The 14,797-nt window shown below is 70.4% G+C and carries 14 protein-coding genes; 6 read left to right on the top strand and 8 right to left on the bottom strand.

What is annotated here, in order from left to right:
• Positions 1-30: 30 nt before the first annotated feature.
• A complete protein-coding gene (locus AC1RGU_RS19060; RefSeq protein ID WP_492697380.1) occupies positions 31-1,401 on the bottom strand; it encodes an NAD(P)-dependent oxidoreductase in 1,371 nt (456 codons plus the stop codon).
• A gap of 253 nt (positions 1,402-1,654) precedes the next feature.
• Here AC1RGU_RS19060 and AC1RGU_RS19055 point away from each other — a divergent pair, with 253 nt between their 5' ends.
• Both AC1RGU_RS19055 and AC1RGU_RS19050 read left to right on the top strand, forming a co-directional pair.
• Positions 1,655-3,106, top strand: coding sequence for an aminotransferase-like domain-containing protein (locus AC1RGU_RS19055; RefSeq protein ID WP_492697378.1), 1,452 nt, complete (start codon positions 1,655-1,657; stop codon positions 3,104-3,106).
• Positions 3,103-3,840: a TetR family transcriptional regulator C-terminal domain-containing protein gene (locus tag AC1RGU_RS19050; RefSeq protein WP_492697377.1), complete on the top strand. Its 738-nt coding sequence runs from the start codon at positions 3,103-3,105 to the stop codon at positions 3,838-3,840. The genes AC1RGU_RS19055 and AC1RGU_RS19050 overlap by 4 nt, the downstream gene beginning before the upstream one ends.
• On the opposite strand, the gene AC1RGU_RS19045 is transcribed toward AC1RGU_RS19050, so the two are convergent.
• Positions 3,837-5,162 carry a PhzF family phenazine biosynthesis isomerase gene (locus AC1RGU_RS19045; RefSeq protein WP_492697375.1) on the bottom strand — a complete coding sequence of 442 codons (1,326 nt, stop codon included), beginning with the start codon at positions 5,160-5,162 and terminating at the stop codon, positions 3,837-3,839. The two genes, AC1RGU_RS19050 and AC1RGU_RS19045, sit on opposite strands and share 4 nt — an antisense overlap.
• A gap of 2 nt (positions 5,163-5,164) precedes the next feature.
• The gene (locus AC1RGU_RS19040) at positions 5,165-6,151 is read right to left on the bottom strand and encodes a Bug family tripartite tricarboxylate transporter substrate binding protein (RefSeq protein ID WP_492697373.1); all 987 of its coding nucleotides are present in this window, start codon (positions 6,149-6,151) and stop codon (positions 5,165-5,167) included.
• Positions 6,152-6,253: 102 nt separating this feature from the next.
• Between AC1RGU_RS19040 and AC1RGU_RS19035 the strand changes: the two genes are divergently transcribed.
• Positions 6,254-7,084 carry a helix-turn-helix domain-containing protein gene (locus tag AC1RGU_RS19035; RefSeq protein WP_492697371.1) on the top strand — a complete coding sequence of 277 codons (831 nt, stop codon included), beginning with the start codon at positions 6,254-6,256 and terminating at the stop codon, positions 7,082-7,084.
• A gap of 9 nt (positions 7,085-7,093) precedes the next feature.
• Here the strand turns inward: AC1RGU_RS19035 and AC1RGU_RS19030 are convergent, their stop codons facing one another.
• Both AC1RGU_RS19030 and AC1RGU_RS19025 read right to left on the bottom strand, forming a co-directional pair.
• Positions 7,094-7,786 (bottom strand): response regulator, encoded by a 693-nt coding sequence (locus tag AC1RGU_RS19030; RefSeq protein ID WP_139702570.1) that lies wholly within the window; start codon positions 7,784-7,786, stop codon positions 7,094-7,096.
• Positions 7,783-9,366, bottom strand: coding sequence for an ATP-binding protein (locus tag AC1RGU_RS19025; protein ID WP_492697369.1), 1,584 nt, complete (start codon positions 9,364-9,366; stop codon positions 7,783-7,785). Before AC1RGU_RS19025 ends, AC1RGU_RS19030 begins: the two co-directional genes overlap by 4 nt.
• Positions 9,367-9,544: 178 nt before the next feature.
• On the opposite strand from AC1RGU_RS19025, the gene AC1RGU_RS19020 reads away from it, so the two are divergent.
• The 3 genes from AC1RGU_RS19020 to AC1RGU_RS19010 are packed head-to-tail and all read left to right on the top strand — an operon-like array spanning position 9,545 to position 10,793.
• Positions 9,545-9,805: a hypothetical protein gene (locus tag AC1RGU_RS19020; RefSeq protein WP_492697367.1), complete on the top strand. Its 261-nt coding sequence runs from the start codon at positions 9,545-9,547 to the stop codon at positions 9,803-9,805.
• On the top strand, positions 9,795-10,505 hold the full coding sequence (locus AC1RGU_RS19015; protein ID WP_492697365.1) for a peptidase associated/transthyretin-like domain-containing protein: 711 nt from the start codon (positions 9,795-9,797) through the stop codon (positions 10,503-10,505). The genes AC1RGU_RS19020 and AC1RGU_RS19015 overlap by 11 nt, the downstream gene beginning before the upstream one ends.
• 12 nt (positions 10,506-10,517) lie before the next feature.
• Complete coding sequence (locus AC1RGU_RS19010; protein ID WP_492697363.1) at positions 10,518-10,793, top strand: hypothetical protein; 276 nt, start codon at positions 10,518-10,520, stop codon at positions 10,791-10,793.
• Here AC1RGU_RS19010 and AC1RGU_RS19005 read toward each other — a convergent pair.
• From AC1RGU_RS19005 to AC1RGU_RS18995, 3 genes are all read right to left on the bottom strand, one after another.
• Complete coding sequence (locus tag AC1RGU_RS19005; protein WP_492697361.1) at positions 10,768-11,451, bottom strand: response regulator; 684 nt, start codon at positions 11,449-11,451, stop codon at positions 10,768-10,770. The genes AC1RGU_RS19010 and AC1RGU_RS19005 overlap by 26 nt on opposite strands.
• 17 nt (positions 11,452-11,468) lie before the next feature.
• Positions 11,469-13,874, bottom strand: coding sequence for an outer membrane protein assembly factor BamA (gene bamA / locus AC1RGU_RS19000; RefSeq protein ID WP_492697359.1), 2,406 nt, complete (start codon positions 13,872-13,874; stop codon positions 11,469-11,471).
• 75 nt (positions 13,875-13,949) lie between these two features.
• Entirely contained in the window at positions 13,950-14,606 is a 657-nt protein-coding gene (locus AC1RGU_RS18995; protein WP_492697357.1) for a nuclease-related domain-containing protein, read from the bottom strand.
• Between the last annotated feature and the right edge of the window lie 191 nt (positions 14,607-14,797).

Below are 14,797 nucleotides of genomic sequence, written 5' to 3'. Positions count from 1 at the left end.
GGAGTGAAGGGAAGGGAGGGCGCTGTCGCGTCAGGCGGCGCGCAGGTGGCGGTCGATGGACAGCGCGGCCTGCTTGCCGTCTTCCACCGCCTCGACCGTGAGGTCGCGCCCGCCGAAGCGCGCGTCGCCGCCGGCCCAGACCTTCGGGAGCGAGCTGCGGCATTCCGCATCGGTACTGATGCGCCCGCCCTGCAGCTGCACGCCGCTGTCTTCCAGCGCGGTCGCGACAAAGCTCTGGCCGATGGCGCACAGCACCATGTCGGCCTGCAGCGCGAGGGCTTCACCGGTCTCGATCAGCTTGCCGTCGACCAGCGCGGTGCGTGCGAAGTCGATGCCGCGCAGCACGCCGCCCTTGGCGCGCAGGGCCTTGGGTGCGGCCCAGTGGATGATGCGCACGCCGTTCTCCTTGGCCCAGCTCTGCTCGTCGACCGAGGCGCCCATGGCTTCCGCGCCGCGCCGGTAGACGATGCTCACGTCTTCCGCGCCGAGCTTGCGCGACTGCACGGCCGCGTCCACGGCGGTCATGCCGCCGCCGATCACCACCACGTGGCGTCCGATGGCCACGTCGGCCGGCGAGGCGGCCTGGCGCAGCTCGGCGATGAAGTCCACCGCATCGCGCACGCCGGTCTGCTCGCCCAGGCCCAGCGTGTTCACGCCGGCCAGGCCCAGGCCCAGGAACACGGCGTCGTATTCGGCGGCGAGCGCATCCAGGTGCAGCTCGCGGCCCAGCGCCTGGTTGTTGCGCACCTCGATGCCGCCGACCGACAGCAGCCATTCGATCTCGCGCTGCGCGAAGCCGTCCACCGTCTTGTAGCTGGCCAGGCCGTATTCGTTCAGGCCGCCGAGCTTGGGGCGCGCGTCGAACAGCGTCACCTGGTGGCCCAGCACCGCGAGGCGGTGCGCGCAGGCCAGGCCGGCCGGGCCCGCGCCGACGACGGCAATGCGCTTGCCGGTGTCGGCCGCGCGCACGAACAGCGGCGCGCCGGGCGCGTCGAAGAAGGCGTCGGTCGCGTGGCGCTGCAGCAGGCCGATTTCGACGGGCTTGCTCTCGTTGCTGTTGCGCACGCAGGCCTGCTCGCACAGCACCTCGGTCGGGCACACGCGGGCGCACATGCCGCCCAGCGGGTTCTCTTCGAGGATGGTGCGTGCGGCGCCGCGCAGGTTGCCGTCAGCGATGCGGCGGATGAAGGTCGGGATGTCGATGCCCGTGGGGCAGGCCGTCTGGCAGGGCGCGTCGAAACAGTAGTAGCAGCGCTCGGCCTCGATGTTGGCCTGCACTACATTCAGCGGCGGGTGGGCGTCGCAGAAATTCTTGGCGTACTGCGCGGGGTCGAGACGGCCGGCGCGCACATCGGAGGCAATGTGCGCGCTGGGCGCGACGGGATTCATCGTGCTGCTCATGGGCTTTCAAGCTCCAGGTCGTGGTGGGGTAACCGTGTGCGACATGAGAGATCGAGCCCTCATGAAGTTTGACCAAGTGGTCGAATGTCGCGATGATTCAGCAAACGAGGGGTGCCGCCCATACACAGTTGGCGCGGCGCACGAGAAAGTGTTTGCCGCTGCCGACCATGCTGTTTGGTGCACTCCCCAGCACAGTTGCCCAGGGCAAACCCTGTCCAGACAGGCCGCATGCGTTTCTCAAGGAGACCCGGTGATGCAGAGTTCAAGCAACGCGTCGGCGCTGCGCCAGCCGGCGCAGGCCGGTGCCGGTTGGATGCAGGGCCTGATGGGCGACATGGACGAAGCCGCGCCCGGCCTCGGGCTGGCGCAGCGCCTCGTGGTGGGCGTCGAATTGCGCGTCATCGACGGGCGCCTCGCCCCCGGCACCAAGATGCCTTCGGTGCGCGCGCTGGCCGGCAAGCTGGGCATCAGCACCTTCACCGTCACCGAGTCGTACAGCGCCTTGCGCGCACGCTCGGTGCTGGCCTCGCGGCCGGGCAGCGGCTACTACGTGCTGCACCGGCCTTCGCGCGTGGCAACCGACGACGCCGATGCGGTGCCGCGCATGACCGACACCGCCACGGCCCACGACCGCCCGCCACCCGCCGAATACCGGGGCGACGACCTGGTGCGCGAAGCCATGCGCCGCGTGGCCCGCTCGGCCCCCGAATGGGACAGCGGCACGCGACATGGTTTCGGCCTGCCGCGCCTGCGCGAACTGATCGCCGCGCGCCATCGCGCCGAATTGCCCGCACTGGGCCCGCAGCAGGTCATGACGGCAGCGGGCAGCCTGGGCGCCACGATGTGTTTGCTGCAGGCCTGGACCGAACCCGGCGACGCGGTGCTGGTCGAGTCGCCCGCACCGCGCCAGCTGCGCAGCCTGATCCGCACGCTGGGCCGTCGCATGCTCGAAGTGCCACGGCGCGGCGGCTGCCTCGACATCGCCGCGCTCGACAGCCATGCCGCGATGTTGCCTGCGGCAAGCCGCCAGCGCCTGCTGTTCCTGTCGACGGCAGTTTCCAATCCGCTGGGCGTGTGCATGAGCCCGCAGGGCGCGCACCAGGCGCTGCAGGCGGCCGAGCGGCACGACCTGCGCGTGATCGAGCTCGACACCTGGCGCGGGCTCTCGCCGCTGCAGGCGCCCAGCCTTGCCGCGATGGACGGGCTGCAGCGCGTGGCGCAGGTCGGTGGCGTGTCGACCACGCTCTCGGCCAAGCTGCGGCTTGCACATGTGCTGCTGCCGCAGCGCTGGGTCGACGATGCGGCCTTGCGCTGTCTGCACACCACGCTCGGGCCGAGCGAGTTCGAAGAGCGTGTGGCCTGCGAGGTGCTGACCGATGCCGGCTATCCCCGCTTCCTGCAGAAGCTCAACACCGCGCTGAAGATCGCCGGTGAGCGCACGCTGTCGCTGTTGACCGGCGCGGGCCTGCAGGCGCTGTGCGTGCCCGATGGCGGTCCCTTTCTCTGCGCAGGCTGGCCGCCCGGCAGCGAGCCTCGTCCATCGAGCGATGCGGTGCTGCAGGAGGCGCGCAAGCAGGGCTTGCCGCTCGCGGCCGCGACCGATTTCGGCGACATGCCGCAGCCCTTTGCCTGGTATCGCTTCAACGTCGCGCACTGCGGCGACGAGCGACTGGTGCGCTTCCTGGCGCGGATGAAGAACCCATGAGCGCTGCGCCACCCCTGCGAACTGCGGCGCGTCCTCCCGCCGTGAAGCGCCAGGCCCGCCGCCAGAACCTCGAGAGCGCCATCCTTGCGGTGGCGCAGGAGCGCTTTGCCCTGCACGGCTATGGCGGGGTGTCGGTCGACGACATCGCGGCCGACGCGGGCATCTCCAAGCAGAGCCTGCTGTACTACTTCCCCTCGAAGAAGGCGCTGTACAGCCGCGTGTTCAACGACGTGCTCGACTCGTGGCTGTCGAACCTCAACAGCCTGGCCGACGCCGACCTCGACCCGCATGCCGCGCTGGAGCGCTACGTCACGCAGAAGCTGCAGTTCTCGTACGACCACCCTTCGGGCTCGCGGCTGTTCGCGCAGGAAATCATTTCGCAGGCGCCGCAATGCGCCGACGACATCGAGGCCAAGCTGGTGCCCGCCTTCCGCGCCGAAGCCGCCGTGCTGAACCGCTGGATGGCGAACGGCGACGTGGCGCCGCTGCCCGTGCCGCACCTGCTGTTCACGCTGTGGGCCATGACGCAGACCTACGCCGACTTCGCCTGGCAGATGCGCATGCTGCTCGGCAAGCAGGCGCTGGAGCCGGCCGACTTCGACCTGGCCCGCGAGACCATCCTGCGGATGCTCGAAGGCGCGCTGGGGCTGAGGCGGCCCGCCACCTCGGCGGTGGTGACGAGCGGGCACGCCGCGCTGCCGTGCGCGGAAAAAGCCGGCAAGGGCAGGGCCTAGTCGCGCGTCTCGAGCACCATCGACACCTCGACCACGCCGCCGCGAGGCAGCGACGCGACGCCCACGGTGGTGCGAACCGGCAGTGGGGCATCGGGGAAGATCCGTTGAAGGGCCGCCGAGACCGCGTCCATCACCTGGGCGTGATCCTTGAAGTCGCCGCAAGCCTGGAGGTAGCCGTTCAGTGCCACGACGCGCACGACGCGCGAGAGGCTGCCGAGCTCGTCCTGTGCCGCGCGCAGCAGGGCGCCGACAGCCGCCACTGCGGCCCGCTGGCCGCGCGCCACATCGTCGGGGCCTTCGAGCCGGCCTGTGATCACTTGGCCGTTCTCGCGCGCCACCACGCCGCTCGTGTGCAGCAGACTGCCGGCCCTCGCGAATGTGGCGTAAGTACCCGATGGCTTGGCCCGCGCCACTTCAGGTGGGCACAGCTGGTCGAGCAAGAAATCTTCGGGCTGCGCATCGCAGGCCTCGCCGCCGACCCAGCAGCCTTCCTGCGCGTTCGCATCCGATGGCAGTCCCACGTGGATCGCGGAAGGTGAACCCATCGCTTCGCCCTGCCGCACGGTCACCGACAGCGCCTCGTGGCCGACCAGCCCAAGGTGGCGCAGGCCCCAGGCCAGCGCGGCGGCGGCGATGCCCGTGGCGGCGTCTTCCGGGTAGCCGGAAGATTTGGGAAATTGCCGTGCGCTGACCGTGTCGGTCTCGTCCCGTGACATGGCATAGGGATACAGCCCGGTGGACCCGAGACGTTCGCACAGCGATTCGACGCGTGCGAAGTCGACGCGCAAGGCGTGCAGCTGCGCGGTGTCGGCCAGGCGAACCAGTGTCTTGACCCGGCTGGTGGTGGCGTTGAGCACCGGCCCCACGATCTGCCTGATCTCGATGCCCAGGCACTGCGCGATGTCTTCGACCAGCCGCTGTTGCGTCACTTCTTCCACCGTGGCACGCGGCTGGCTGATCTGCACCGTGCCATCGACGCGCCGGCCCGTGACGGTGCCGCTGAGCGTTTCGATCGCGACGGGCGCACCGTCCCATTCGCCGCGCCGGTGCAGCAGCCACAGCGCGCCGACCGTGGCGTGGCCGCACATTTCCATCTCGTGCTTGGGCACGAAGTAGCGCATGCGCAGCCGGTGCGCCGGTGTGATCGGCTTCAGCACGAAGACGGACTCATGGCCGCTGAGCCGGGTGTGCTCTTGCATCTGTGCGGTGGAGAGCGCGTCGGCATCGAGCCAGACGGGCGCGGGGTTGCCGCCGACGGATGGATCGGGGCCGACGAACACGCGGATGTTCCGGCAACCGGGCGCAGAAAAAATCGCAGCCATCGTCAATCAGCCCTCGCGTTGACCGAGCGCGCAATGCCGCCCCAGAGCTTGATGTCGTTGCGGATCTGTTCCTCGAACACCTCGGGCCGCACGCTCCACGGCGTCACGCCCTTGGCCAGCATGTCGGTGCGCAGGGCCGGGTCTTTCATCGCGGTGTCGAGCGCGGCGCGCAGGCGCTGCACCACCGGCTGCGGCGTGGCGGCCGGTGCCATCAGGCCATACCAGAGCTGCGGCTTGAAGTCCTTGATGCCGGCTGCCTCGAAGGTCGGCAGGTCGGCAAAACCCGCCGACGGTTCACTGATGGCCAGCGCCCGCATGCGGCCGCCGCGTACCTGCGCCAGCAGCGCGGGCGGGTTGTCGAACAGTGCCTGGATCTGGCCTGCCATCAGGTCGGCCTGCGCGGGCGCGGCACCGCGGTAGGGCACGTGCGTCATCTCGATGCCGGTGCGCTGCTTGAAGAGTTCGCCCGCCAGGTGGCTCAGGCTGCCGTTGCCGATGCTGCCGTAGTTGAGCGTCTGCGGGTTGGCCTTGGCGTAGCCGACGAAGTCCTTCACCGTGCGCGCCGCCAGCGCGGGCGTGACCACCAGCACGAAAGGCGTGGTGCCGATGGTGCCGATCGGCACCAGGTCCTTGAGGGGGTCGTACGGGAGCTTGGGGTACACCGCATCGGCCGAGACGATGGTGGTCGTGGTGCTGGCCACCAGCGTGTAGCCGTCGGGGTTCGCCTTCGCGCCGAAGCCCGTGCCCACGGTGCCGCCCGCGCCCGAGCGGTTGTCGATGATGACCGACACACCGAGCGCAGCCTGCAGCCGCAGCTGCACCGAACGGAAGATCACGTCCGTTCCGCCGCCGGCGGGGAAGGGTACGATGATGGTGATCGGCTTCACCGGGTAGGCCGGATCGGAGGCCGACCACGAGGCGGTCGGCCCGTACAGGGCACCAGCGGCGGCCAGGCCCAGGAGCGCGCGGCGCAGAGGTTGAGTAGTCATGGGGTCTTCTTGCAGGAGTGGTCCTTCCGATTCTGTGGAGCGCGCGCCAACGCGTGCGCCCGATTGCGACATGCGCGGCTTCGAATGCGACAAGGAATGGCCATGCCACTGACTTCCAGCCACCCGCCGCCCCGCCAATCGCTGTTCGTCGAACGGCTGTCTCACCAGGCGACGATGGTCGCCAACACCCGCGACCACTACGCCACCGACGCGCACGTGCACGATTGCGACATGCTGTTCGTGCCCATCGCAGGCCGCTTCAGCGTGGGCGATGCGCAGGGCGAGGCGCAGCGCCTCGGGCCCGGCCACTTCGTCTGGTTTGCCGCGGGCAGCGCGCATTCGACGACCACGCTCACCGCCGGCCAGAGCCATGTCGCGGTCTACGTCGACCCGGCGCTGTGGGCCACGGCCTTGCAGGCGCAGGGCGTCGTGCGGCCCCCGCAAGGCATGCGCGCGGGCAGCACCGCGCTGGGCGCCTTGTCGCAGCGGATGTTCGAATCGACCCGTGCCGGCGACAGCGAGAACTACGTGCTGTGCGGCGCGCTCGTGATGGAGGCCGCGCGCCTGAGCGCCAACCCGTTGTCGGAGGGCGACGTCTCGCCGGCGTTGTGGGTCGCCGAGCTGCTGGCCGCAACGATGCTGCGCGATCTGGCGCAGCCCCTGTCGCTCGACGCCTTCGCGCAACAGCACCGGCTGTCGCGCCGGCAGGTGGAGCGGATCTTTCGCGCGAAGCACGGCATCTCGCCGCTGGAGTTCCTGCAGCGCCAGCGCATCGAACGGGCCGTGTACCTGTTGCAGACCACGCGGGACTCGGTGCTGTCCATCGCGTTGCAGGTCGGCTGGGAGTCGGCGTCCTACCTTTCGCGGATGCTGGAGAAGACTTGGGCGAAGACGGCGACGCAAATTCGCGCGGCAGCCCCTCGACAAAACTAGCCTGGCCGCTCAGGCCGGCGGCGGCGCTTCCCACGCGAAGCCCACGCCGTACACCGACCGAATCCAGTCGTGCGCGGGCGTCACCGCGCCGAGCTTGCGGCGCAGGTTCTTCACGTGGCTGTCGATGGCGCGCTCCGTCACGTCCACCGTGTCGTCGTAGGCCAGCTCCAGCAGCCGGGCGCGCGAGAAGATGCGGCCCGGGTGCCGCGACAGCACCTGCAGCAGCCCGAACTCGCGCCGCGTGAGGTTCAGCGGCGTACCGTCGAGCGAGGCGCGCCAGTGCACGTCGTCGAGCACGAGGCCGGGCGCATCGTCCGGCGCGCCCTGTGCGGCCACGGCCGGCGCGGTGCGGCGCAGCACAGCGCGCACGCGTGCCACCAGCTCGCGCGGCGAGAAGGGCTTGCACACGTAATCGTCGGCGCCCAGCTCCAGACCGAGCAGGCGGTCGACCTCCTCGATGCGCGCGGTGAGCATGATGATGGGATGCGCCGTGTGCTCCCGCGCGCGGCGCAGCACCTCGATGCCATCGAGGCGCGGCAGCATGATGTCGAGCAGTGTCAGGTCGGGTGGCGCGGCGACGATGCGTTCGAGCGCGCTCTGCCCGTCGGCGAAGTGCTCGGTGTCGTAGCCGGCGTGGCGCAGGTAGTCCTGCACCACGGAGGCGATGTCGAGTTCGTCCTCGACGATCACGATGCGTGTCATGCGGAAGCTGCCAAGGGTAGGGTGATCGTCATGCGCAGCCCGCCCAGCGGCGAAGGCGCCGCCTCGATGCTGCCGCCGTGCGCCTCGAGGGTCGCGCGGCAGATCGACAGGCCCAGGCCCGAGCCGCCCAGCGCGCGGCTGCGCGAGGTCTCGCCGCGAAACAGGCGGTCGAAGAGGCGCGGAATCTCTTCCTCGGGCACGCCCGGTGCGCTGTCGTCGAACACGAGCGTGAGGCAGTGGCCCGTCCACGCGCCTTCGACGCTCACGCCGATGCGCAGCTGGCCGCCGGCGTCGGTGTAGGCCAGCGTGTTCTCCAGCAGGTTCATGAAGACCTGGTGCAGCCGGTGCGCGTCGCCGTCGATCACCGGCTGGGCCGAAGCGGCGATGCGGTCGAGGGCGTCGCGGTCCAGGGCGATGCCGCGCTGCGCGAAGCGGTCGCGCGTGTGGTCGAGCGCCTCCTTCAGCAGCGACAGCGGGTACACCGGCGCCTTCAGCAGGTCGCTCTGGGGCTCGCGCATGCTGCTGCGCAGGTCGTCGACCAGCTGGCCGAGGCGGATCACCTGGCGGTGCATGCGCAGCGCGGTGCGTTCGTCGAAGCTGCGCACGCCGTCCTGCAGCGCTTCGATCTCCGCGCGCATGGCGGCCAGCGGCGTGCGCAGCTCGTGCGCCGCGTCGGCCAGCCAGGCGCGGCGCGAGGCCTCGGCGGTGTCCAGGCGCTGCGCCATGTCGTTGAAGGTCTTGCCCAGCAGCGCGAGCTCGTCCGAGCCGTGGACCGCGACGCGCGTCGAGAGCCGTCCACGCGCCACGTCCTGCGCGGCCTGCGTGAGCGCGTCGATCGGCTGGAACCAGCGGCGCGCCAGCAGCCACGACAGCACCAGCGCAAAGGCCAGGCCGCACAGCCCGGTGAGCGCGATCACGCCGGACTGCCGGGCGAGAAAGGCGCGGTCGGCCTCGCTCTCCAGGCCCTGCATCGGCGCGAGCGCGAGGTAGCCGACGACGGTGCGCCCGTGGCGGATCGGCCGGCGTGCGGCGTTCTCCGGGTCGATGGTCGCGCCGACCACGAGCGCGCCGTGCGCGTCGAGCACGGCGAGGCGGCGGAAGATCGAGTCGGGCGGGCCGGCCAGGCCGGGGAAGAAGCCCGGGGGCGGCATCAGGAAGCGGCGGGGCAGCAGGTCGAGCTGCGGCGGCGGGGGCGAGGCGGTGGGCGAGAGCCCGCTGGACGGTTCTGCCGGCGGCGCGCCGTCGCCCTGTGTGCCGGGCGCACGGCGCTCGTACCAGGGCGGCAGCCGCCGGTCGTCGGGCGTGGCGGCGCCGTCGATCACCATCGCCGACTGGCCCAGCTGCAGGCGGTGCCAGGCGTCGTCGTTGTCGCGCAGTTTCTTCCAGTCGCCGTTGGCGGTGTAGTGCTTCAGCAGGAGCTGCGAGAGCCAGTCCATGCGGCGGATCTCGATCTCGGCCACGTAGGCGCCCAGGCCCCGTTGCAGCGCGACGATCGAGAAGCCCACGAAGCTCAGCAGCAGCACGATCAGCAGGGCGGCCAGGGCCAGGAAGATCTTGCGGGAGAGGGTCAGGCGCGGCATGGGCTCGGCGGCGGGGGCATGGCCGCATTCTGCGGCATGCGTTTCGGGGGCGGGGATGGCATGGGCAAGCCGCCGATCATGGCGCCCGATTGGGGAGGAATCTGGGAGACGCGTCCTTCCCACCCCTCTCTCACCTCTCTCCCACATTTCTCCCGATTCGGATCGCACGATGCCCGGCATGACACCGGACACGCACCGCGCCCTTCCCACCTCCGCCTTCCGCGCACTGGCCGCCGCCGCGCTCGCCTGGGCCCCGCCGGGGCACGCCGCGCCGCCGTCCACGCCCCCGGGCGACACCGACATCGACCTGCTGCTGTTCCTGCTGGCGGCGCTGTTCTGGGGCGTCGCGCATGTGTGGACGCTGCTCGTGGTCTGGGCCGAGGCGCGGGCCTCCGGCGTGCGCGCACCTGCCAGAAAGGAGGCTGCCCATGGCCGGTGAAGCGATCGGGCGCCGGGGCCTGCTGGCTGCGATCGGCGCGGCCGGGCTGGCCGCGTCCGCCCCCGAGGCCGCCGCAGCGCAGAAGCTCCCGCTGACCGCCCAGACCACCGAGGGCCCGTACTACCTGGACCTCGCGAATTTCCGCACCGACCTGTGGCACTGCGACGCGCAGGGCAACTACTCGGGCTTCGGCGGGCAGGGTGACGACCGCACGCGCGGCTTCGAGGGCCAGGCTTTCCTGCGCGGCAGCCAGCGCACCGACCGCGACGGCCAGGCCGTGTTCGCCACGCTGTACCCGGGCTGGTATGCGGGGCGCACCACGCACATCCACGTCAAGGTGCACCACCGCGAGCGCGCCGTGCTCACGACGCAGTTCTTCCTGCCCGATGCGCTCAGCGAGTTCCTCTACACGCAGGTCTCCAGCTACCAGCGGGCGCGGCTGCGCGACACGCTCAACAGCGCCGACGGCATCGCATTGCGGGCCGGTGACACGGTGCTGGGCGCGGTGCGCGAGGAGGGCCGGCGCTACGTCGCGCTGCTCACGCTGGTGGTCGACCCCGCCGCACGCCCGGTGACCGAACGCCCGCCGCCGCCGGGCAGCGGCCCCATGCCGGCGGGCGGCGTGCGGCCGATGCGGCCGCGCACGCCCGAGGGCCTCGCCCGCATCCGCGCGCTGGTGCCGCCGCGCACGGAAGGCTGAGCGGTGCTGCGCATGCCGCTCCCGTTCGTTGCGCCCGCCGATGGGCGGGTTACGCCGCGCGCGCTGGCCCACGCCTGCGCGGGCGGCCTGGCCTTGTGCAGCCTGGCGCTGGGCATCGGCGTCGCGGCACGCGGCGCCTGCGCGGAGGCCCGGCAGGCCGAGGTGCGCAACTCGCGCCTGGCAACGCTGGCGCCGATCATGCAAAGGGGCAGCGAAGGCCGCACGCCGCGCGGCCACGGCGCATGCAAGGCCGGGCCGGCCCTCAGCCCGGCCGCTGCGCGAAGCTGAACCCCACGCCGTAGACCGAACGGATCCAGCCGTGCGAGGGCGACACGGCCGCGAGCTTGCGCCGCAGGTTCTTGATGTGCCCGTCGACCGCGCGCTCGTTCACGTCGAGCGCCTCGGGGAACGCCGCTTCGAGCAGCCTGGCGCGCGTGAACACGCGGCCCGGTTCGCGCGACAGCGCACGCAGCAACAGCAGCTCGCGGCGCGTGAGCGCCAGGGCCCGGCCCTCCAGCCATGCATGGCCCATCGCGCTGTCGAAGGCCACCGCCGGCGAGGCCATGCCCACGCTCAGGTCGGGCGGCGCGCGCCGGCGCAGCACCGTGTGCACGCGCGCCACCACCTCGCTCGGCGAGAAGGGCTTGCAGACATAGTCGTCGGCGCCCAGGTCGAAGCCGCGCAGCCGGTCGGCCTCGTGCGCGCGTGCCGTCAGCACGATGATCGGGTGGTCGCTGTGCGCGCGCACCTGCGCGATCACCTGCAGCCCGTCGATGCGCGGCAGCACCACGTCGAGCAGCGTGAGCGCCGGCGGCGCGTGCAGGATGCGATCGAGCGCGGCGGCGCCGTCGCCCAACTGCTCCACCTCGTGGCCCGCGCGTTGCAGCGGGCCCAGCAGCAGCGACGCAATGTCGCGTCCGTCTTCCACCAGCAGGATGCGGCTCATGGGGCGTGCGGGCCGGTTCAGAAGGACGTGCCGATCTGGAACTGGAAGCGCTGCGTGCGGTCGGCCGCGATGCCGTTGGCCGTGTCCTCCTTCTGGTAGACGATCGGCACCGCGTACGCCAGGCGCAGCGGCCCCAGCGGCGAGATCCAGCTGATGCCCAGGCCGGCCGAGGCGCGCAGGCGGTTCTGCGCCTTCCACTGCGCGTCGGTCATGCTGGCCGTGCGTTCGGCGAACACATTGCCCGCATCGAAGAAGGTGTACAGGCGCAGCGACTTGTCGTTGCCCGCGCCGGGGAAGGGCGTGGTCAGCTCCATGTTGAAGATCGCCTTGCGCGTGCCGCCCAGCGAACCGCCGGTGACCGCGTCGGTCGGGCCCAGCGAGTTCTGCTCGAAGCCGCGGATCGAGCCCAGCCCGCCCGCATAGAAGTTCTTGAAGATCGGGAAGCTGCTGCCGCCCAGCGCCTTCGCATAGCCGAGCTGGCCGTTGAAGGCCAGCGTGTACTGCTTGGACAGCGGCACGTACTGCTGGTACTGGTAGTTGGTCTTCAGGTAGCGCAACTCGCTGCCCACGCCCAGCTCGAGGTTGGCGCTCTGCAGGCGCCCGCGCGTGGGCACCAGGGCGCTGTCGCGGTCGTCGCGCGACCAGCCCACGGTGGCCGGGATGCCCACCACGTTCCTGCCCGCGCACACCACGCTCGGCGCGGTGCCCGTGCACTGGAAGTAGTCGAGGTAGGCCTGCGGCGTGGCCGTGTAGACATACGAGCCGTTGACCAGCGTGTACGAACCGTTGGTGCCCGGCGTGAACGAGTAACGCTCCACGCCGATGCCCAGGTACACCGTGTCCAGCTCGTTCACCGGCAGCCCGAAGCGCACCGAGCCGCCGTCGCTCGCGAGCTTGTGGTTGCCGTCGGCCTCGTAGTAGGGCCGCGTGGTGGTGTGGAACAGGTTGAAGGTGCGCGAGATGCCGTCCTTCGTGAAGTACGGGTCGGTCGCGGTGAGCGACACCGAGCGGTTGTACGAGCTGGTGTTGACCTGCAACCCCAGGTAGTTGCCCGAGCCGAACACGTTCTCCTGCGTGATGCCGAAGCTCAGCGAGACCTTGTCGGTCGACGAGTAGCCCGCGCCCAGCTGCAGCGAGCCCGTGGGCTTCTCGGCCACGGTGACGTTCAGGTCGACCTGGTCGTTGCTGCCCGGCACTTCGGCGGTCTCGACGTTCACCTCGGTGAAGAAGCCCAGCCGGTCGACGCGGTCGCGCGAGAGCTTGATCTTCGTGCCGTCGTACCAGGCACCTTCGTACTGGCGGAACTCGCGCCGGATTACCTCGTCGCGCGTGCGCGCATTGCCGCCGATGTTCAGCCGCCGCACATAGGCGCGCCGCCCGGGCTCGGCGTTCAGTACCATCACGACGCGGCGCCGGGCGCGGTCGATCTCGGGCTCGGCCTTCACGCGCGCGAAGGCGTAGCCGAAGGTGCCGAAGTGGTCGGCAAAGGCTTTGGTGGTGGCCGCCACGTCCTCGCCGTTGTAGGGCGCGCCGGGGCGCACGGTGACGAGCGACTTGAACTCGTCCTCGCGCCCCAGGTAGTTGCCCGCCAGCTTCACGCCCGCCACCGCGAACTTCTCACCCTCGCTGATGTTCACCGTGAGTTCGAGCGTCTGCCGGTCGGGCGAGATCGCGACCTGCGTCGACTCGATGCGGAACTCGAGGTAGCCGCGCGTCAGGTAGAACGAACGCAGCGTTTCCAGGTCGGCGTCGAACTTGCTGCGCGCGTACTGGTTCGACTTCGTGTACCAGGCCAGCCAGCCGCCGCTGTCCTGGTCGAACAGGTCGAGCAGCGTGCGTTCGTCGAAAGCCTGCTGGCCCACCACGCGCACCCGCGTGATGCGCGCCGGCTCGCCCTCGGTCACGCTGAAGGTGAGGTTGACGCGGTTGCGCTCCAGTGGCGTGACCGTGGTGACCACCTGCGCGTTGTAGAGGCTGCGGCCGATGTACTGGCGCTTGAGCTCCTGCTCCGCGCGGTCGGCCAGCGCCTTGTCGAACGGACGGCCTTCGGCCAGTCCGATGTCGCGCAGTGCCTTCTGCAGCGCCGCCTTGTCGAACTCCTTGGTGCCGGCAAAGTCGACCTCGGCGACGGTGGGGCGCTCTTCGACGATGACCACGAGCACCCGGCCGTTCACGTCGATGCGCACGTCCTTGAACAGCCCCAGGTCGAACAGCGCGCGGATCGCCGCGCTGCCGCGGTCGTCGCTGTAGGTATCGCCGGCCTTCAGGCCGAGGGTCGCGAACACCGTGCCCGCTTCGACGCGCTGCAGGCCTTCGAGGCGGATGTCCTGCACGGCGAATGGGTCGGCGGCCTGTGCCGGGCAGGCTGCCATCGCGAGGCACAGCGCGGCAAGGGCCGCGAGGGACTTGGGAGGAATCATCATCACCGCATGGTCTTCACCAATGTCGGAGGAATGTGGGACGCCCTCCCGCGCGCAGGGCCGGTGGGTGAGCAGTCGTTACTGCAACCCCATCGCGTTCACCGCCGGCCACGCCACCGCAGGCCGTTCCATCCGTTCGCGGCAGTTCTGCGCATGCGTCTCCAGCGACAGGTCGCCCTGGATCTCCAGCAGCCGCTGCACCGTGCGATCGACCGCTTGCGCGTCGAGCAGCGGATACGTGCGCGCCGTGCGTCCGTTGTTGCGCACCAGGCGTGCGATGTACGGCAGGTCCTGCTGCGTGATCACGGCCGCCGGCATCACGCCCTCCAGCTCCACGCCTTCGCACGGCAGCAGCACGAAGTACTGCAGCCGCAGGTCGTCCGGCAGCAGGCTGCGCAACTGCGTCGTCTTGCGCCCGCCTTGCCAGGCCGGGTCTTTCACCTCACGCGCTCGCGTGCACCCATGCAGTCGAAGAAACCAGCGCGGCGGCGCCTCGTCGGATTTCTTGCGATAGACGAACGCATTGCGCCAGGCCTTGATCTCGAACAGGTAGACGCCCGTCTCGCACACGATCACCGCATCGATGCGCGCCGTGGGCACCGCGCAACCGGAAGGCATCGGAATGATGAGGTTGCGAAGAATGCGCAGATGCGAAAACGCCGGACTGAACGCGGTGGCGAGCTGCTGCACCCCGAGCGACGCGGCGACCGCGCTTTGCGGCAGAACAATGGTCATGTCGAACTCCTTCGAAGCCCCGAGCATTGCCGGCCTTTTAGGAGACTTCTGGTACACGAGGCAGAGCCTTGCGGTGTTCCCAGGCCGAGCGAAGCAAAGGCCTGTGAGGTTCCCCACCCCTTCTGTATGCGCCGAGGAGCGCAGCGTTTCGCGGATCAGGGCTCGCCCTTGTTTGAGCGAAGCGAGTTTGG

The organism is Variovorax sp. GW823-FHT02B07, assembly GCF_058797695.1.
This window is presented reverse-complemented; position numbering and strand designations above follow the sequence as displayed.